This is a genomic window from Deltaproteobacteria bacterium (assembly GCA_013151915.1).
Lineage (GTDB): Bacteria > BMS3Abin14 > BMS3Abin14 > BMS3Abin14 > BMS3Abin14 > BMS3ABIN14.
The window spans coordinates 1-19,658 of the sequence record JAADHJ010000018.1 but is presented as its reverse complement, the minus strand read 5'-3'; the positions used below and the strand labels follow the sequence as shown (position 1 = coordinate 19,658).

The 19,658-nt window shown below is 55.4% G+C and carries 13 protein-coding genes; all 13 read right to left on the bottom strand.

Going from position 1 to position 19,658, the window contains the following annotated elements; translation table 11 throughout:
• Window positions 1–10 precede the first annotated feature (10 nt).
• The 13 genes from sucD to GXP52_04070 all read right to left on the bottom strand — a co-directional run bounded on the left by sucD (window position 11) and on the right by GXP52_04070 (window position 19,213).
• Entirely contained in the window at window positions 11–883 is an 873-nt protein-coding gene (gene sucD, locus GXP52_04130; GenBank protein NOY86472.1) for a succinate--CoA ligase subunit alpha, read from the bottom strand.
• Between the two features lies 1 nt (window position 884).
• On the bottom strand, window positions 885–2,054 hold the full coding sequence (gene sucC / locus GXP52_04125; protein NOY86471.1) for an ADP-forming succinate--CoA ligase subunit beta: 1,170 nt from the start codon (window positions 2,052–2,054) through the stop codon (window positions 885–887).
• Between the two features lie 91 nt (window positions 2,055–2,145).
• Window positions 2,146–2,703: a Fe-S-containing hydro-lyase gene (locus GXP52_04120; protein NOY86470.1), complete on the bottom strand. Its 558-nt coding sequence runs from the start codon at window positions 2,701–2,703 to the stop codon at window positions 2,146–2,148.
• Between the two features lie 14 nt (window positions 2,704–2,717).
• Window positions 2,718–3,575, bottom strand: coding sequence for a fumarate hydratase (locus GXP52_04115; GenBank protein NOY86469.1), 858 nt, complete (start codon window positions 3,573–3,575; stop codon window positions 2,718–2,720).
• Between the two features lie 314 nt (window positions 3,576–3,889).
• On the bottom strand, window positions 3,890–4,828 hold the full coding sequence (gene mdh, locus GXP52_04110; GenBank protein NOY86468.1) for a malate dehydrogenase: 939 nt from the start codon (window positions 4,826–4,828) through the stop codon (window positions 3,890–3,892).
• A gap of 795 nt (window positions 4,829–5,623) precedes the next feature.
• Window positions 5,624–7,858, bottom strand: coding sequence for an NADP-dependent isocitrate dehydrogenase (locus tag GXP52_04105; GenBank protein NOY86467.1), 2,235 nt, complete (start codon window positions 7,856–7,858; stop codon window positions 5,624–5,626).
• Window positions 7,859–8,232: 374 nt separating this feature from the next.
• Window positions 8,233–10,035, bottom strand: a complete 1,803-nt coding sequence (gene aspS, locus GXP52_04100; protein ID NOY86466.1) for an aspartate--tRNA ligase — start codon at window positions 10,033–10,035, stop codon at window positions 8,233–8,235.
• Between the two features lie 290 nt (window positions 10,036–10,325).
• On the bottom strand, window positions 10,326–11,993 hold the full coding sequence (locus GXP52_04095; protein ID NOY86465.1) for a response regulator: 1,668 nt from the start codon (window positions 11,991–11,993) through the stop codon (window positions 10,326–10,328).
• The gene (locus GXP52_04090) at window positions 11,993–13,267 is read right to left on the bottom strand and encodes a histidine--tRNA ligase (protein ID NOY86464.1); all 1,275 of its coding nucleotides are present in this window, start codon (window positions 13,265–13,267) and stop codon (window positions 11,993–11,995) included. The genes GXP52_04095 and GXP52_04090 overlap by 1 nt, the downstream gene beginning before the upstream one ends.
• Before the next feature lie 11 nt (window positions 13,268–13,278).
• Window positions 13,279–14,721, bottom strand: coding sequence for a diguanylate cyclase (locus GXP52_04085; GenBank protein ID NOY86463.1), 1,443 nt, complete (start codon window positions 14,719–14,721; stop codon window positions 13,279–13,281).
• A 53-nt stretch (window positions 14,722–14,774) separates the two neighbouring features.
• On the bottom strand, window positions 14,775–17,111 hold the full coding sequence (locus tag GXP52_04080; protein ID NOY86462.1) for an MBL fold metallo-hydrolase: 2,337 nt from the start codon (window positions 17,109–17,111) through the stop codon (window positions 14,775–14,777).
• A gap of 136 nt (window positions 17,112–17,247) precedes the next feature.
• Window positions 17,248–18,540, bottom strand: a complete 1,293-nt coding sequence (locus tag GXP52_04075; GenBank protein ID NOY86461.1) for a hypothetical protein — start codon at window positions 18,538–18,540, stop codon at window positions 17,248–17,250.
• A gap of 4 nt (window positions 18,541–18,544) precedes the next feature.
• Entirely contained in the window at window positions 18,545–19,213 is a 669-nt protein-coding gene (locus GXP52_04070) for a hypothetical protein (GenBank protein ID NOY86460.1), read from the bottom strand.
• Window positions 19,214–19,658: the final 445 nt, after the last annotated feature.

Genomic DNA, 19,658 nt, shown 5'->3' with positions numbered 1-19,658 from the left:
TTCCTCCCTGTCAGGCACCAAGGACCTCCGCTATCTTGGCGCCAATTTCCGAGGGGCTCCTGCTGACAGTCACCCCGGCTTTCTCCAGGCTGGCAATTTTTTCGGCGGCGGTACCTTTTCCACCCGCAATGATGGCCCCGGCGTGCCCCATCCGCTTCCCCGGAGGGGCCGTCTGTCCGGCGATGAACGACACAACGGGTTTGTCCATCTCCTTTTCGATGAAGGCCGCGGCGTCCTCTTCAGCAGAGCCGCCGATCTCGCCGATCATAACCACGGCGTCGGTCTCAGGATCATCATTGAAAAGCCGCAGAAGATCAACAAATGTGCTGCCGATAATGGGATCTCCACCTATGCCGATGCAGGTACTCTGACCGATGCCCAGCTCGGTCAGCTGGCCGACGGCCTCGTAGGTCAGGGTTCCGCTTCTGGAGATAACGCCTACGCGCCCCTCCTTGTGGATAAACCCGGGCATGATCCCCATCTTGCACTGACCCGGGGTTATGACCCCTGGGCAGTTGGGCCCGATCATTCGCACTCCCGTAGACCTGAGGGCGTTTTTGACCTTAACCATGTCCAGGGTAGGGATTCCTTCGGTAATGCAGACAACGAGGTCAACACCCCCATAGGCGGCCTCCAGTATAGCGTCTCCGGAAAATGCCGGTGGAACGAAAATAAGGGCCGCGTTGGCGCCCTCCTTTTCCACCGCCCGGGATACCGTGTTGAAAACCGGAATGCCCTCGACGTCCTGTCCACCTTTGCCCGGGGTCACACCGGCGACTACATTGGTCCCGTAGGCCACGCACTGCCTCGTATGAAAGCTCCCCTCGTGGCCCGTAATACCTTGGACAACTACCCGTGTATCGTTGTTAACCAGGATGCTCATTCTATACCTCCCCGCCTTCGGCGGCCGTAACCACCTTCTCGGCCGCAGCCTTCAGGCCTTTGGCTGTAACAAACTTCATCCCCGATTTTTCAATAAGGCTGAGCCCTTCCGCCGCATTCGTTCCCTCAAGCCTTACAACAACCGGGACCTTAACGTCCAGGGTTCTTGCCGCGTTCAGCACCCCCTGGGCCACGACGTCGCAGCGAACGATACCCCCGAAAATATTGACGAGAACAGCCTTTACGTTTTTATCGGAAAGGATAATCCGGAAGGCATTAGTGACGGACTCCTCCTTGGCCGCTCCGCCCACATCCAGAAAATTCGCCGGCTCCCCACCGGCCAGCTTGATGATATCCATGGTGGACATGGCGAGTCCCGCCCCGTTGACCATACACCCCACATTGCCGTCAAGTTTGATATAGGAGAGTCCGTATTCCGACGCCTCGGTTTCCTGAGGCTGCTCCTCGGTAAGATCGCGAAGCTCAACAACATCCGGGTGCCGAAAGAGAGCATTATCGTCGAAATTCAGCTTGGCATCAAGGGCAATTACCTCACCGGTCGCGGTGGTAATAAGGGGGTTGATCTCAGCCAGTGAACAATCCTTATCAACAAAGAGCCTGTAGAGCTTCAGGATAAAGGATGCCGCGGCGGATGCTGTTTTCCCGGTCAGGCCCAGATTGAAGGCAATTTTTCTTGCCTGAAAAGGCATCAGGCCGGTGGCCGGGTCCACAAATTCCTTAAGAATTTTCTCCGGTGTTTCGGCTGCTACCTTCTCGATCTCAACCCCGCCTTCGGTGCTCGCCATAATGGCAACCTTCTCGGACGCGCGATCAATTGCCATGCCGAGATAGAACTCTGAGGCAATTTCAACTCCGCCCTCGATGAGAACCTGGTTGACGACCTTTCCTTCAGGCCCGGTCTGATGGGTTATGAGGGTTTTCCCGATAAGTTCCCTCGCCACCTTTTCCGCCTCGTCGGGTCCGGCAACCAGCTTGACGCCACCGGCCTTGCCGCGGCCCCCAGCATGAATCTGGGCCTTTACAACGACTTTCCCACCCAATTTTTCGGCGACCTTCCGTGCATCTGAAGGGGTTCTGGCCACATCCCCCTCCGGTACTGGAACACCATATTGCCGAAGAAGCTGTTTCGCCTGGTATTCGTGGGCCTTCATTCGTTGACCTCCCGCTATCTGATCCCGCCTCCTGCGGGATTGATCGCTCCATGGGGGTGGCAACAGGTCTTCCCCCTCCGCCAAAAAAATATTACGCCGTCTTGTACTCCTCAACACCCTGCTTGTAAAGGTCGTTTCCCTCGCAGTCATTAACCACAATAGCGGGAAAATCTCTGACTTCCAGTCTTCGGATGGCCTCCGGGCCAAGATCCTCGTAGGCGATGATCTCGCAGGACTCGATCCTGCGGGAAATCAGGGCCGCCGCCCCGCCGACCGCCGCGAGGTAGACTGCCCTGTGGCGTACCATCGCATCAATGACTTCCTGTGAACGGGATCCCTTGCCTATCATTGCCTTCAGGCCCCTCTCAATGAGGATAGGGGAATAGGCATCCATGCGATAGCTGGTGGTCGGACCGGCCGAACCTATGGGCTTTCCGGGCCGGCTCGGAGAGGGGCCGACGAAGTAGATGACCTGGCCTTCCAGCTCCAGGGGGAGGGGGTCACCCTTCTCCAATAGATCCACAAGCCTTTTGTGGGCGGCATCCCGCCCCGTGTAGATCGTACCGGAGATCAGAACCCTGTCTCCTGCTCTCAAAGCCTCAACATCTTTCCCCGACAGTGGGGGAATCAACCGAACAGGTTCCGACATGATCAATACCTCCCTCAGATGACCGCTTCCTTGTGCCGGTGTGAATGGCAGTTGATATTAACCGCCACCGGAAGGCTGGCGATGTGGCAGGGACGCATCTCGATGTGGACGGCGAAGGAAGTGATCCTGCCTCCCAGCCCGGCCGGACCGATGCCGGAGCCATTTACCGCATCAAGGATCTTTGCCTCCATCTCGGCCAGTTCCGGATCAAGGCTTGGCCGGCCGACGGGGCGGAGGAGAGCCTCCTTGGCAATAAGAGCGGCCCTTTCATATGTCCCCCCTATTCCCACCCCGACAATGGTTGGAGGGCATGGGTTGGGGCCTGATTCTTTCACCCGCTCGATGACGTAATTCATGATCCCTTCCTTCCCGTCGGAAGGTTTGAGCATCATGACCCGGCTCATGTTCTCACTGCCGCCTCCCTTGGCAGCCATGGTCAGTTTGATCCTTTCACCAGGGACAACTTTTACGTGGATAATGGAAGGTGTGTTGTCCCCGGTGTTCTTCCGGGTGAAGGGATGACACACGCTCTTCCGGAGATAGGCCTCCTCATAGCCCTGTCTGACCCCCTCATGGATGGCTTCGTTCAGGTCGCCGCCGGTCACATGGACCTCCTGGCCAAGTTCAACGAAGATAACCGCAAGGCCACAATCCTGGCACAGGGGAAACTCCCCTGCGCCGGCGATCTCCGCGTTCTCCAGCAGCTGATTCAATACATCCCTGCCGGTTGGAGAGGTCTCTTTTTCCAGGCCATCCCTGATGGCCCCAAGGACATCATCACCCAGGTGATAAGCGGCGCTCATGCAGAGTTGTTTTACGGTCTGGGTTATCTGCAGGGCCTCGATCTCTCTCATTATTTTCCCTCCAGGCATCCGATCATACCAAACAATTTTGATAGGGTCGTAAAAAGTCCATTCGTGGCTTTTTACTCAACGGAAAGCGAAAAATGTCATTTTCTCTTTCCTCACAAATCAACAACTTGTCCCGCAAATCGATGACCTGCGGGACAAGCCATCGATTTGGACGCCCTCCCCGGGCGCGTTGATGATTTCTTACGAAATCATCAACTTTGATAGGGTCGTAAAAAGTCCATTCGTGGCTTTTACAAACAGAAGGAGGGCACTCCGTTAGAATAGAAGGCGGCCCTCCCTCCATCTGCAACCTGCTAAAAGCAGTTCCGGCAAAACTACAGCGGCAACTTACTGACATTACTCTTTACATTATCTACGGACTTCTGAAGGGCGGCATTCTCCTCGTCGGAAAGATCGATCTCAATGACCTTTTCGATGCCGTCACCACCCAGGATGACCGGCACACCTACGAAAAGGCCGCCGGAGATCCCATATTCCCCTTCCAGACAGGCCGCGCAGGGAAGTATTCTCTTCTTGTCCTTGAGGATGGCCTCCGCCATCTGGACGGCCGAGGCCGAGGGGGAATAATAGGCGCTCCCGGTCTTGAGGAGGCCGACGATTTCACCGCCGGCCTTCCTGGTCCTCTCAACAATCGCCTCAATGCGGTCGGCCGGTATGAGCTTCTCGATGGGGATGCCCCCCGCATACGAGTATCTTACCAGGGGCACCATGGTATCTCCATGGCCGCCCAGAACGAAGGCGCTGGTATCCTCCACGGAAATACCCAGCTCCATGGCGATAAAGGCCCTGAAGCGGGCGCTGTCCAGCACCCCTGCCATTCCCATTACCCGGTTTTTTGGAAATCCCGTAACGGCCTTTGCCACGTAGGTCATGACGTCAAGAGGGTTGCTGACCACGATTATGTAGGCGTCGGGAGAGTATTTTGCAACCTGCTCAGCGCAGCTCTTTACGATCTGGAAATTTTTCTGAAGGAGGTCGTCGCGGCTCATCCCCGGCTTTCGGGCCAACCCGGCCGTAATGATGACCACATCGGACCCGGCCGTCTCCTCATAGCTGTTGGTACCGACAACGTTGCAGTCGAATCCCTCCACCGGGGCGGTTTCCATCAGGTCCAGAGCTTTCCCTTGAGGCAGCCCCTCCACAATGTCTACGAGGACAATATCCCCGAGTTCCTTTGCGGCAGCCCAGTGAACGGCCGTGGCGCCGACATTGCCTCCTCCAACCACCGTTATTTTATTCCTTTGCTTCGCCATTTTGTTGTGCCCCCCTTTCAGGAAAATAGCGCCAGGCCCTTGAATACTCCCTTGCCGGTACCAAAGGCGCCAGTTTTTTACATCCCGCATGATGGGCCACTAGCGGGCCCATCAACATAGTCCCTCTAATTCATTTGATCAATTATGGACTTTTCGCGAGTCCATCAATTTTTTCCCTGATAAAATGGAAAAAGCCGATTCCCTAAGGCTACTCCAGGCAAACCGACCGGCACCTTCCGGAAACCCAGGGCGGAAACCCTGCTTCCGGAAGATTTTAGGCCTCACTTCAAGAAAAATGGCATAATTTCCAGTATACTGTATACAGTATACCTATATAAGGGTAGCACACCGGTGTCAAGGACTTTCAGTATCGCTGCGGTGAAATAATGAACTTTTGATAGGGTCGCAAAAAGTCCATTTATGGCTTTTTGCTCCACGGAAAGCGAAAAGTGTCATTTTCTCTTTCCTTACAAATAAGGGTCATCCGGTTAATGCGTACCTTATATTATTATTTTGCTGTCATTGCGAGGAGCATCGAGAGAGACGAGAGTGACGCGGCAATCCCGGGCGACTTGTCGCGGCGAAGTTCGAAGAATGAAGACGGAAGCTGAAAAGCTCGTCACGGCGCCCTCCGGCCGCTATGGGATCGCTTCGCATAAGTTTCAGCTCGCGATGACAAATGGTGGGGTATGGTCTTCATCCAGGTACTCATTATCCGAGTACTCATTTCCAGGATGACCTTTGGGTTTACATCCTCCAAAGCGAATCAGCATTCCATACCAATGCTGCAGTTTATTACACGCCGGCTGCCTCCATTATGGCGTTGAAGGTCGCGCTGGGGCGCATGGCCCTGGACGTTTTTTCCGGATCGGGGTGATAATAGCCGCCAATGTCCTGGGGAGGCCCCTGGGCGCTGATGAGTTCGTCCACAATTTTAGTCTCGTTATCTCCAAGCTCCCCGGCCAGCTTGGAAAAGCGCGCCTTGAGCTCCTCGTCCTGGCCCTGCCCGGCGAGAGCCTGCGCCCAGTAAAGGGCGAAGTAGAAGTGGCTGCCGCGGTTATCGATCCCGCCCAGCCTGCGGGTCGGCGACTTGTTTTCCTCCAGGAACTTGGCGTTGGCAGCATCCACGGATGCGGCCAGCAACTTGGCCTTCTGATTGCCGGTAACGCTGCCCATGTGCCTCAACGACTCGGCAAGGGCGAGGAATTCGCCCAGGGAGTCCCAGCGGAGATACCCCTCATGCAGGAACTGCTGGATGTGCTTGGGCGCCGAGCCTCCGGCGCCGGTCTCAAAAATCCCCCCACCGTTCAACAGGGGCACGATGGAGAGCATCTTGGAGCTGGTGTTCAGCTCCAGGATTGGGAACATGTCCGTGTTGTAGTCCCTCATGATGTTTCCCGTCACCGAGATGGTGTCCTTCCCCTCCCTGATCCGGTCAATAGAAAATTGCGTCGCCTCAGCAATGTTCATTATACGGATGTCCAGGCCCTCCGTGTCGTGGTCCTTCAGGTACCTCTCGACCTTCCGGATGATCTGGGCGTCGTGGGCCCTGTTCCTGTCCAGCCAGAACACCGCCGGCGCTCCCGTAGCCCTGGCCCTGGCCACCCCCAGCTTCACCCAATCCCGTATGGCCACGTCCGTGACGGTGGGGGCGCGCCATACGTCCCCATCCTCAACCTTGCTGCCGAGGATGGTGGTGCCGGCGGAGTCCACGACCCGGATGGTTCCGTTGCCGGGAGCCTGGAACGTCTTGTCGTGGGAACCGTACTCCTCAGCCTTCTGGGCCATGAGGCCAACGTTGGGCACGGTTCCCATGGTTCTCGGGTCGAAGGCGCCGTGCTTCTTGCAGTCTTCCACTATAACGTCGTAAAGACCCGCATAGCTGTGGTCGGGGATGACCGCTTTGACGTCGTGGGTATTGCCGTCGGGGCCCCACATCTTCCCGCCGTCACGGATCATAGGGGGCATCGAGGCGTCGATGATGATGTCGCTGGGCACGTGGAGATTGGTGATGCCCTTGTCCGAGTTCACCATGGCCAGCTCGGGGCGCTTCCTGTAGACTGCCTGGATGTCCGCCTCGATCTCGGCCCTCTTGCCCTCAGGCAGGCTCTGGATCTTGGCGTAGAGGTCGCCCAGCCCGTTGTTGAAGTCGACACCGAGCTCGGCGAGGATGTCGGCGTGCTTTTCGATGGCCTCCCGGAAGAAGACCTTGACGCAGTGGCCGAAGATGATGGGATCGGAAATCTTCATCATGGTGGCCTTCAGGTGGAGAGAGAAGAGCACGCCTTTCTCCCCGGCGTCCTCGATCTGCTTTTCGTAAAAGTCCACCAGCGCTTTTTTGCTCATGAAGGTGGCGTCGATGACCTCACCGGCCAGGAGCGGAAGGCTTTCTCGGAGCACGGTCACCTTGCCGTCATCGTCCACGAACTCGATCCTGGCATCCGTATCTTCAGCCATGGTGGTGGACTGCTCGTTGGAGTAGAAATCGCCGCTGCTCATGGTGGACACGTGTGTCCTGGAGTCCGATTTCCATTCACCCATCCTGTGCGGGTGCTTTTTCGCATACCGCTTGACCACCTCTGCCGCCCGGCGGTCCGAGTTGCCCTGCCGCAGGACCGGGTTGACCGCGCTCCCGAGGATCTTGGCATACCGTTCCTTGAGCTTCCTCTCCCCGTCGTTTTTGGGCTCCTCAGGATAGTCCGGGATGTCGTAACCCTGGTCCTGGAGCTCCTTGATGGCCGCCTTGAGCTGGGGGATGGAGGCGCTGATATTCGGCAGTTTCACGATATTGGCCTCCGGCCTCAGGACGAGCTCGCCGAGGGCCTTCAGCTCATCGGGAACCTTCTGCTCCTCCGTCAGGTTGTCGTGAAAATCGGCCAGGACCCGCCCTGCGAGAGAGATGTCCCTTAGCTCGATCTCGATGCCCGTCCCCTTCGTAAAGATCTGAAGGATCGGGTACAGGGAGTGGGTTGCCAGCATCGGTCCCTCGTCTGTCAGGGTCCAGCTGATCTTCTGTGTCTCTTTTGTCATGACTTTCCTCCTGGGAATATCTATGTCTTTCCGGCGGCGTGATGGTTGTTACGGGGGATCTCGATAACCCGAATCGCTGTATACATTATACTGTATACGTATATCGGCCGGTGGCGAGGATGTCAATGATTTTTGGATTACCGCAAAAACGATTAAAGCACCGCTATCTTCCGCCTTTGATTGCGCTTGTCCTACCTTAAGCTCGAAGCCGGTACCTTGCGACGCAATCTTGAAGATCAAAGGCGTTCTCTACTCGCTTGAGCGAGCCAAGCGAGCGAGATATGGTACTGGAGAATTGGCGCCAAGCCTCTGCCGTGCTCGAACCTACTTCCCTCATGAAACCTGGTAGGCATTATTTCAATGAGCCTGGATTTTTACCGGCGCAGTTTCAGCCCCAACTCCATAAGCTGCATTGGGTCCACGGGACCCGGCGCATCGGTCATGAGACAGGTGGCCTTCTGGGTCTTCGGGAAAGGGATGACGTCCCTGATGGAGGCGGCGCCGGTCAGTATCATCATGATGCGGTCCAGACCGAAGGCAATGCCGCCGTGGGGCGGGGCGCCGTACTGCAGTGCATCCAGGAGAAACCCGAACTTTTTCCTGGCCTCCTCAGGGCCGATGTTCAGGTACTTAAAGACCGTGCTCTGCACATCTTTCCGGTGAATTCTAAGGCTGCCGCCGCCGATCTCGGACCCGTTCAGGACCAGATCGTAAGCCTTGGCCCGGACCAGACCCGGATCCGTTTCAAGAAGGGGTATATCTTCCTCCACCGGTGAGGTGAATGGGTGGTGCATGGAGTTGTACCTGCCCTCCTTCTCATCGTATTCGAAAAGGGGGAAATCGGTAACCCAGAGAAAATCGTAGCGGTCAGCTGGTATCAGGCCGAGCACGTTTCCGAGATGGGCCCGAAGTTGCCCCAGGGCCTCGTTAACAATGCCGGAGGCGCCTGCAACCACCAGAAGGAGGTCGCCGGGTTGGAACAAAGTCGCCTCGGACACCCGCGCTTTATCGTCCACGTCCATGAACTTGGCCAACGGGGATTGCCACCCATTTTCGGTATTCTTGAACCACGCCAGGCCTTTTGCCCCATAAACCCCCACATAAGCCGCAAGCTCATCGAGCTCTCTGCGGGACATTCCACCCCCATTCTTAACCGTCAGGCCCTTGATTATACCACCGTCCGCCACGGTTCCAGAGAACACCCTTGCCTCGGTACGGCCGAGGATGTCCGACAGGTCCACCAGCTCCATCCCGAACCTCGCGTCCGGCCTGTCCAGCCCAAACCTGTCAAGGGACTCTCCATACCCCAGCCTGGGAAAGGGTCTTGGTATGTCCAGGTCCAGGGCGAAACGGAAGACCCCGGCCATCATTCGTTCCATTATATCGAACAGGGCGTCAATCGTGAGAAAGGACATCTCCACGTCAATCTGGGTAAACTCGGGCTGACGGTCCGCACGAAGGTCCTCGTCCCTGAAACAGTGAACGATCTGGAAGTACCGGTCAAACCCGGAGACCATAAGGATCTGCTTGAAAAGCTGCGGAGACTGGGGGAGGGCGTAGAAACTGCCCTGATTAACCCTGCTGGGCACAAGATAATCCCTGGCACCCTCTGGAGTGCTTTTTGTGAGAAAGGGTGTCTCGATCTCGAGAAACCCCTCATCGTAAAAATAGTCCCTGACCCATTTTGTCAAAAGGGAACGCTGCACCATATTGGCCTTCAAGGTTTCCCGCCGCAGGTCAAGATACCGGTACTTGAGACGGACACTTTCAGCGACATCGCCGCCTTCACGCTCGTCGAGGGAAAACGGCGGGGTCAGGCTGGAGTTAAGGACCCTCAACTCGTCAGCAAGAACCTCAATGTCTCCCGTGACCAGATCTGGATTCTCCATGCCTTCAGGTCTCGGAGATACCTCACCCCTGACGGCGATAACGTATTCGGATCTCAGGTGCTCGGCTTTCCGGTGGGACTCGGATTCCCTTTCCGGGTTGAAAACCACCTGGGTGATCCCCCATCTGTCCCTCAGGTCGACAAAGATCAGCCCGCCGTGATCCCTTCGACGCAGGACCCACCCCATAAGGGTGACCTCGCTTCCGATATGATCTTTTTTCAGGGTGCCACAGTTGTGTGTTCGCTCCCAGTCACCCTGCTGATCCGATACATCCGATCCTGTATCCAACTTATCCTCCTATTATCAGTTTTGATGGGGTCGTAAAAAGTCCATCTATGGCTTATTACTCCACGGAAAGCGAAAAATGTCATTTTCACTTCCCTCACAAATCAATAACTTGCCCCGCAAATCGATGACCTGCGGGACAAGTCATTGATTTGGACGCCCTTTGATGGGCGCATTGATGACTTATTGCGAAGTCATCAGTTTTGATGGGGTCGTAAAAAGTCCATCCATGGCTTATTGCGAGGGGGGGATGGCTTCCCCTCCCCCGCCTTATGCCGGCATTTCCGGCAGGTCTAACTGCCCTGTCTGAGCCTCTGGATGATCGCGTGCTGCTGCTGAATCTCCAGGGACATGGAAGCCAGGTTCAGCAGAATTTCCAGTGAATCCAGCTCCCGTGGCGGAGTCCCTCCGGAAACGACATCGCCGTACAGAACTGCAACGACCATATTCTGCACCAGCAGGGGGAGTATTACCGTATGTTCAGGGGGGGAATCCCCAAATGTGGCCAACAGGGCGGACCCCAGACTATCTCCAGGATCCCGTTTGATAACACCCTTTCCGGAAGTTACAGCCTCCTGGATGACGGGGACATCGTCCAGGGTAAAATGCAGGTTTCTTATACGGTCTCCAAAATCCTCATGATCCGGCCTTCTGTCGTATCCGTAGAAACCTGACACCTTCTCCCTCCTGATCAGGAAAATGGCGCTCCGGTCCATCTCACTACCTGCAAACCGGACGATGGTCTCGGCCATCTTCGCCAGACTCTTGTTGTGAACCATCTTGTCACTGGTCTCGCGGAGAAAGTGGATATCCCCCGTGTCCCGTTGAACAAGTTCCCCAACTTTCTGCAATTCCTCGCGGGATTGAATGAGCTGGGAAAGAAGTTCCTCCCTCAGGATGTTCTGCTGCTCCCTCTCGAAAAAGATCTCATGCCTCTGGATAACGTTCTGAATGCAGAGGGCAACCTCCTCAATGAAGAGGTTCAGCTGATTTTCCAGCTTATCGGGGGTGATGTCCTTTCTTTCGGGTTTATTTATATAATAGGTCGCGCCCAGGAAAAGGGCCCTTCTCCTTATGGTTGGATCCGGGTAGGCCGTGTTGACGATCACGGGAACATGGCTGTGGGTCTTCTGTATCTCCTCAAGCAGTTCCAGCCCGCCGAAGATGCCCTTACCGCTGAGGGTGGGCATAATAAGATCCGCCAGAATGATGGGCAACTTTCCCTCCAGGTCATAGTCGGAGAGCTTTTCGATGGCCTTCTGTGGTGACTCCACGGCGTCCACATCAAACCCGAAACTCTCCAGCTTGTCCTTGAACACCTCCCGCATGAGGGCTTCATCCTCCACCATGAGGACGATCTCCTTTGGCTTGAGTTCCTTCAGCTTCTGGCTGACCCTGCGGACCGCCGCGAGGATCTCCCCTTTGACACCGCTTTCAAGTTCTCCACCGTCAGGAAGCAGTTCGCTGATTACCCACTCCTCTTCCACCGCCGAAGTGATTTGGGTCGTCCTTGAAAGGAGCTCAGGGATGGGCGCGATGCCCACGGGATCTCCCACCACAACGTCGGAGGGTTCAACCCTGTACAGCCCTTCTTCCCACCCGAGAAGATGGACGAGGGAATCCTCAACGACATTCTTCATGGAACTCTCAAGGATACTCCTGTCCAGAACTCTCTGGCTAACAAGGATTTCTCCAAGAAATTCCCCTTTACCCGACTGTTTCTGGATATTCAAAGCCGTCTGGAGTTCCTTCTCGGTAATGAGGTTTTTCGTCACCAAATAACGGCCGAGGCGGCTTCTGACCCGTGGTTCCTGTACATCGACAACCTCGCCATCCTTCAGGCTAATGCTGGCGAGACCTGTCTTGCCCTTGAGGGTCAGGGACCCCGTAAACCTTCGACTCTTGGCATCGGCGAGCAATTTTGAAAGACCCATGGCCTTCAGGCTTCCCGATGTAACCATCACTCCGCTCCTTTCAGATTTGCTCCGGTTCCGATCAACCCCGCAATGAAATCACTGCGAGGGATCTCCTCCTGTTTTTTACTGAAAAAATCTTTCAGCGTCACTGTCCCTCTCGAGAGCTCGTCATCCCCGATGATAACTACCTTGGGCACCGACATTCTGTTCGCACGCCTCAGCTGTGCTTTCAAACTCCTCTCCTCCAGGTCCACCTCGGCCCGAACCCCGAATCCCCTGATTTCGTCCGCTAATTTCATGATGGGGATCCTGGCATCAGGTGTGGCACTCGCAAGATAATAGTCCGGAACCAGAGGGGCCAGGGAATCCCATTCCATAATCAGCTTCAGGCGTTCAACACCCATGGCAAAACCGATTCCCGGCACATCGCCTCCAATCTGTCGGGCAAGGCCATCGTATCGCCCGCCGGCTGCCACGGCATTCTGGGAACCCAGTCGGTCACAGACGGCCTCAAAAGCAGTCCTGTTGTAGTAGTCGAGACCGCGGACGATCCTGGGATCTACGGTGTAGGGCATCTCCAGTCCATCGAGGGTCCGGCGTACCATGGTAAAATGATCCCGGCATTCATTACAAAGATAGTCCACCATTACCGGGACGCCGTCCAGCGCCTCCCGGCAGGATGGTACCTTGCAGTCCAGAACCCTGAGAGGATTGGTCTGCATCCTTCTTCTGCAATTTGAGCAAAGCCTTTCCGATACGGACCCGAGAAAGGCCAGCAATTTATCACGGAAGCCGGGTCTGCATTCCTTGCACCCCAGGCTGTTAAGGAGGATCCTGACGTCATGAACATCCATCCTGACAAAGAGCCTGTACAGAAGATCTATCACCTCGGCATCCACCAACGGCCCGCCATGGCCGATGGCCTCCAACCCAAGTTGATAAAATTGACGATATCGGCCCTTCTGCGGTCTCTCATGCCGAAACATGGGACCGGAATAGAAGAGCTTGCTGACCGCCCCATCCGATTGCCATCCCCTCTCCAGGTAGGCCCTCACTGCGGATGCCGTTCCCTCGGGCCGGAGGGTCAGGCTCCTGCCGTTACGGTCGGGGAATGTGTACATCTCCTTTTCGACTATATCCGTCGCCTCGCCGATCCCCCTCGAAAACAGTTCGGTATACTCGAGCACCGGCAGGCGTATCTCACTGTAGCCGTACAAATGAAAGTGCCGGCGGGCACAATTTTCAATGTAGGTGTATTTCCAGGCCTCATCAGGCGGAACGTCGTTGAACCCGCGGATGGCTTTGATCGCCTTGTGCATTGAAGTCCAACCTATTCCTTTTTCTTCTCAGGGGGCGGGGAAATATTGGTGCCCGTACTTTCCAGGCCGGGAACGGCCAGATAGACAACGTTTTTCTTGCCAAACTTACCTTTGTACATAGCCTCATCGGCGAGATGCAGCAGTTCTACCTTGCTCTGCGCGTGCTCTGGATAGGACGCGACCCCTATTGAGATCGTCAGGCGAATGGAATATCCCTCCTCGTCGAGGAAGACGAACTCTTCGATCATGCGCCGAATCCGTTCCGCAACGATCATGGCCCCCTTCGGAAATGTGTCTGTCAAAACAATGATGTACTCATCGCCACCGTATCGAGCAACGGCATCAACCTTTCGCACAGCTTCCTTGAGAAGGCCGGCCAACTCAACCAGGATTTTACTCCCCACCAGGTGCCCGAACCGGTCATTGACCTTCTTGAACGAATCCAGATCGAGGAAGAGTACGGACATGGATGAACCCAGCCTTTCAGCCCTGAGCATTTCCCTGTCAAGAATATTATTCAGATACCTGTAGTTAAACGCGCTGGTCAGATCATCGGTAATAGTGAGGATCTTTGCCTTGGAGTACAGGATGGCGTTTTCAATAGCACATCCCGCATGGTCACAGAGAAACCGGGCCGCTTTCAGGTCCTCTCCACAGAAGGCACTCTCCCGTTCGGTGTCGAAAAACACCACCATTCCGACCAGGTCGTTCTTGCTCCGGAGTGGGATGAAGATAATGGATCGGATGGGATCGGACCTGCTCCGATAGTTGATCTTCAGGGGAAGAATAACTTCGGGGCAGTATGGGACGGTGGCCTCCGACAGCGCGCCTCCGTAAAGCTCAAAGACCTTCCGGTCCAGATCGGGATTTCGATCCACATCGAAGCCCTCGGAGATAACGATATTTGAATCCCCCTGTTCCTGGTCGATGAGATAGAGAAACCCCCTTGTGGCGCCAACTTCCTGGAGCATCTTTTCAAAGACAACCTCATACAGATCCTCGATCTCGATGGTTCGCATGATCCGGTTGCTGACATTGTAAAGGTTCAGGCTGTTCTTCAATTCCCTGTTTTCTTTGGCAAGGCGAAGTCGATCAAGGGCATGCTGTACGACCACCTTGAATTCGCCGGGGTTCAGAGGTTTTCTAATGTAGTCCAGGGCCCCAAGCTTCATTGCCTCCACCGCGTTTTCAATGGAGGCGTGGCCGGTGATAACGATAACCTTGAGATCAGGTGATTCCAGGCTTAAGCTTTTGACAAGATCAAGACCTGATTTTTTCGGCATGACCATGTCGGAGACGACAAGATCAATTTCACCATCCCTTACCCTGTCCAGGGCTTCATCAACCCCTGCGGCCTCTTCAACCACCATATTGTCCTCTTCCTCCAGGATCTGGCGGCAGAAAGTCCTGGAGAATTTGTCATCGTCAACCACAAGGACCGTGAATTTCTTCATCGATTTCCCCAGTTGAAACTCATCTAACAATATAGAAAATAAGAATTTTTCTATCAGAAGCTATAATGGATGTCAACTTTCCCAGCCCCACCGTTTCTCCACTTTCGTGGAGAACGGCAAACAATGTTAACACCCTCTCCACGTCCTGTCAGTAAAAACCGTGCCCCTGCACGTTCAAACCACCTGACAACCTTCAAAGAAGGAAGGGCCCTTTTCCCAGGTGGATCGGAAGTGTACACGGCCAGCAGTTTTCGGAACACCCCTTTAACCATGCCGATCCTTTCCATGGAGGCGGGGTCAAAACCTTTGGCGCTCCCGTGATGTGGGATCTTGAGAAGATCAAGACTGTCGATCCGGCCGATTATCTTTTCCACTGAACTCCAAGGGGCGTCACCGGTCAATAAGGCGGAAAAATTACGCCAGCGCAGCAACATGACCAGGGAAAGCCGATTCAGATCCTCTCCCTTCCGATACCTTTCGGAGAATGGAGCCTTCGCTTCAAATTCCATCTCTCCTACCCTGACAGAATCCCCCTTGGTTATGAACCGCACAATGGTACCCGGCGGGACGTTCACCAGGACCTTCCGCCAAAGATCAAGTGCCTGCCGGGTCTGGGGAAGAATGACCTCGTCAACATCCCAGTTTTTCATCAGAAATGCCGCCCCTCCCACATGGTCCGGATGTGGGTGGGTGAGAATAAGGGCATCAATCCTTCTTATCCCCTCCCTTTCCATCGTACGGGCAATGGGGGGTCTGCGCAGCCCAACGCCGGGTGGGCCGGCATCCACCATAACCGTTTTGCCGGAGACCCTCAGGATGGCGGCGTCGGCCTGGCCCAGGCCGGGAAATTGAATTTCAAACCTGTTGAAAGCAAGCCGGCCGCCAAAAAAATTCCCCACCATGGCGGCAGCGAATATGAAGATAATAAGAATTACGCCACGCCTCAGGTTTCCCCGCCATCGAACCCACAGAAACGCGCATAAAACGCCTGCGGCCGCGGCCGCAACACATCCGAATCCGTTCAGGGGGAGATAGATCCACCTGGCCCTCCCGAGAACAGCGACAAACGCCGTTAATATTCCACCAAGGCCGGCACATGCGGCAAAAACAGCATTCGCCCCGTGGGGCAGGACAACTGAAAGGACGTCACCAAGGACCACCCCGGGGATAAGCATGGCGGCGAAGGGAATTCCGACGACCAGGTTGATCGCCGGAGCCAACAGGGGAATCCCCCTGAACACCATCACAACCAGAGGAAGCGTAAAGATAAATGCACCTGCCGACACCCTCATCGCGGCCGTCAGGTCCTTCGCCCCCTGCCCAACGGAGACAAAGATACCCAGACACGCAAGCATGGAAAGAGCCAACGAGATCCCCGGCTGAGGAACAGCGGAAAATGAACCGATGACCAGGTAGCATAACGCAAGGACATTCATGGGATGGACTTCCCTTTTTACCATCAATGCCAAAGCTATCAGTGCCGCGAAAACCCCGGCCCTGGATGCGGAAGGGGACAATCCGGTAATGGACAGGTAATAAATACAGAGCAGACCTCCTGCGACCATTCGAATGCCGAGGAACAGGCCCGGACAGCCACCACCTGCTATTACGGCGCCCAAGGGACGGGCCAACAGGTATCCCATCAGCAAGGCGGCGGCCAGGTGGACTCCTGATATGGCCAAAAGATGAAAGATGCCGGTGTGCCGCATGGCTCTTGACGTTTCAGCCGGCAAAAGGGACCTGTCGCCAAGCCCGATACTGGTCAGCACCCCCGTGGCCGAAGGGCCGAACCTTCCACCTCCTTTCAGCAGTGCGGACCTGATCTTCCTCCTGATGTGCGAAAAGTAACCTCCTTCACGGATGAGGATCCATCCCCGTGAGCCCACATTGCCGAAGTAGAGGAAACCGGGTCTGTTTTCCGGCGCGAAAGGGATCAGATGGACAGGAGCCCTGATACGATCCCCCGCGGAAGGCATAGGCCCGCCGGAAAGACGCAGATGGGCCTCGAGGCGAACCTTTGCGGGCTGCGGCAGAAAAACCCGGTCCACGGAGACGGTGGCCACCCCGCTTCCGGCCCGCCCGGCCTTCACTGACAGAACCTTGCCCTCGATGCTGCCGATGATGTCGGGAGGCATTTCATGGTCCCGGGAGGGTCCGGGAATAACGGAGGTTAAGATTCCCAATGAAAAACCGGCCGCCGCCAGAATAAAGGGAGTCGGAGCAATAATGGAGAGCACCGCAACGGCAGCGGCTGGAGGAAGCGCAGGTTTTGGATAAACGGGAACAACCATTCCCAACAGGGAACCGCATAGAAAACCCACGGCAAGAAGGGAACTGGCGGGTTTGCGAGGAACTATCCCGCGATTATTTCCTGGGGAATCCGGCTGCATGGAAACACCCAAGCAAAAGTGCTGCCAAACAGGGGTCCAAGCTAAAAATAGGGTCTGGGATCTGGGGTCTGGGGTCTAGCTATTTTACCACGTTGAACTTTGAACCTTGAACGTTGAACGTTCCTTACCTGTCCCGTCAGAGACGTTTCTTCCTGAGCCGCCCGAAAAAACCTTTCTTCTTTCCCTTTCCATCTTCGGGCCCCTGGTCCCCGTCAAAATCGGTGAACTGCAGTTCCCGGAAAGAAGGATCATAGGGTTCCTCTTTGGCTACCGGGGGGAAGCCCTCATCCGGTCTTTCAGTCCCTTGATCTTCACCGTCCTCCGTTAGGGTTTCAAGGGTATCGAGTTCCAGTTCCTCATCGAGTTCCGCGATAACCTCCTCGACATCAAACTCATCAGCGGAGGCCGTCTCATCGACCTGGGAACCCATCATCTCCGGCCCGGGTTCGAGGACGGCGTCTTCAATCTCGGAGGAGACGCCTTCAGGAGGATCCTCACCCGGACGCTCCCTCTGCGACTCCGGAGGAGTGGTTTCGGCGGACAACGGCGCTTTGGTAAGACGCGCGGTGACCTGAACAACGATCTCCATCTCCCCCCCGCCAGGGATGGGCAGACGTACCATCATATTGTTTCGCCTTGTGGAAACCGGCGTTTCCGGCGCATCAAGGGCAACCGTTACTTCAGGCTCGGACTCCAGAGACGGTGGCGGCTCATCCGGGGTCCCCACCTCCAGGGACGATGGAGTCTCTTCAGAACCTCCCGCCGGTTCAGGTTCCGGGATAGCTTCGGCCCCGGTTCTGGAAGGGGTTTTCCCCAACGGTTCGGCTTCTGCCTCCTGGAGTGGAAACTGGTCCCGAAGTGATTTCATAACAAGGCGAAGGATCTCCCTCAGACATTCCAGGACCCCCTTCCCTTCCGATGCGATAGCCTCCAGAACCGGCGCTTTGTAGGGGTTAAGCTGAGCGTTGAGTTCATCCAAGCTTAAAAGGTCGTCGAGGTCCCTTTTGTTGCACTGGATGACATGGGGAAGATCCTTTAAACCCTTGCCGTAGGATTCCAGGTTTTTCTCAAGGTTGGTAAGACTCTCCTGGTTGGTCTCCTGCATCGCCCGCTGGGAATCGGCAACAAGAACGACTCCATCCACCCCTTTCAGGACGAGTTTCCTGGTCGCATTGTAATGAACCTGGCCGGGCACGGTATACAGGTGGAGCCGGATTTTGTAGCCCCCCAGCATTCCCAGTTCCATGGGAAGGAAATCAAAAAAAAGCGTCCGATCGGTCTGGGTGGCAAGAGAAACGAGTTTCCCTTTGAGATCGGGCCGGATATTGCTGTGGATGTACTGGATGTTGGTGGTTTTTCCGGACAGGCCGGGACCATAATAGACGACCTTTATGTTAACCTCTTTACCTGGGTAGTTAAAAACCGGCATGGGATCACCGCCCTTTCTCTTTACGTGCCACGAGCCTCTCGGCGGTGGTCCTGACCACCATCGGGAGGTTCCGGCTCTTGGCGATAACCTCCAGATCTTTCGGTTTCATCCTGTTGAGAAACCTGACGGAAAGCTCCACCGGAGTCTTGGGGTTATATACGAGATTTTTCATTATATTCCTGTTGGCCACCCATTCTCTGTTCTTTGCAATAGTTCTGAGGATATCGGTATTGGTGGCCGTATTTTTTGTCATCATCTCGACCTCGCTCTCCTTAAGGCCGGGGTTTTCCAGGACAGACATATATATCTCACGGTTGGTGTCTTTGAGAAGAAGTGCCCTGGCTTCCTTGTCGCCCTTGAGAGCCAATTTTATCTTTTCACCCACGGTCATACCCTGGACACGCTGGGTTAATGTCACCGTATCATTATCCGTGGGATTTTCCTCTTGGGCCGAGGGGGCGGGGCCAAATTCCCTGACGGACAGCGCCTGGTGGGCATAGTCCTTCATGGCGCTGGTCCCGGCAGAGCTGACCTGGAGTGCCCGGGTGATCAGGTCAAAGGTCTTTTCGTCAAGCTTACAGGATGACAGGTACTCCGCGACCTCATCCGGAGGGATTTTCTCTATGGCCCGGAGGGCGACATCCATTTTTTGCGGATCGCCCGAGGATACCATCCGGAAAAGAACCCCTAGTTCCCCCGCTCATTTGCCGAGGTCAATGGTTTTGTCCCTCAATTACCTGCAAAAAAAGGTTCATCCTGGAAATGATCACCTGGATGTGAAACCATAGGTAAAACAACAGACACTTCCAAAACCAATCTACCACAGCGTGACCACTCCCAGGTCACGCCACAGGGTTATTACACAGGGTGAAACCTAAAGATTGGTATCTTTATACTTTAAAACCCTCCTTTAAAACCCCGTGGTGCAGCCTGCAAACGGCTGCACTGCGGAGCAAGAAGTCCCGGGTTGGACTTTTTGCGACTCTATCATTATTGAAGCTTTACAACGATGGCCTCAAACCCTTTTCCCTTGAGTTCATCGCTAAAGCTGGCCGCCTCCAGCCTTGTCTGGAATTTTCCAACCCTGACAAAGGTCATGGGAAGCGTGGTTTCCCTTT

Bases quoted from the DNA above. Each gene is read 5' to 3' on its own strand.
- sucD (NOY86472.1), bottom strand. From the start codon at position 883: ATGAGCATCCTGGTTAACAACGATACACGGGTAGTTGTCCAAGGTATT.
- sucC (NOY86471.1), bottom strand. From the start codon at position 2,054: ATGAAGGCCCACGAATACCAGGCGAAACAGCTTCTTCGGCAATATGGT.
- GXP52_04120 (NOY86470.1), bottom strand. From the start codon at position 2,703: ATGTCGGAACCTGTTCGGTTGATTCCCCCACTGTCGGGGAAAGATGTT.
- GXP52_04115 (NOY86469.1), bottom strand. From the start codon at position 3,575: ATGCCTGGAGGGAAAATAATGAGAGAGATCGAGGCCCTGCAGATAACC.
- mdh (NOY86468.1), bottom strand. From the start codon at position 4,828: ATGGCGAAGCAAAGGAATAAAATAACGGTGGTTGGAGGAGGCAATGTC.
- GXP52_04105 (NOY86467.1), bottom strand. From the start codon at position 7,858: ATGACAAAAGAGACACAGAAGATCAGCTGGACCCTGACAGACGAGGGA.
- GXP52_04095 (NOY86465.1), bottom strand. From the start codon at position 11,993: ATGGTTACATCGGGAAGCCTGAAGGCCATGGGTCTTTCAAAATTGCTC.
- GXP52_04090 (NOY86464.1), bottom strand. From the start codon at position 13,267: ATGCACAAGGCGATCAAAGCCATCCGCGGGTTCAACGACGTTCCGCCT.
- GXP52_04085 (NOY86463.1), bottom strand. From the start codon at position 14,721: ATGAAGAAATTCACGGTCCTTGTGGTTGACGATGACAAATTCTCCAGG.
- GXP52_04080 (NOY86462.1), bottom strand. From the start codon at position 17,111: ATGCAGCCGGATTCCCCAGGAAATAATCGCGGGATAGTTCCTCGCAAA.
- GXP52_04075 (NOY86461.1), bottom strand. From the start codon at position 18,540: ATGCCGGTTTTTAACTACCCAGGTAAAGAGGTTAACATAAAGGTCGTC.
- GXP52_04070 (NOY86460.1), bottom strand. From the start codon at position 19,213: ATGGTATCCTCGGGCGATCCGCAAAAAATGGATGTCGCCCTCCGGGCC.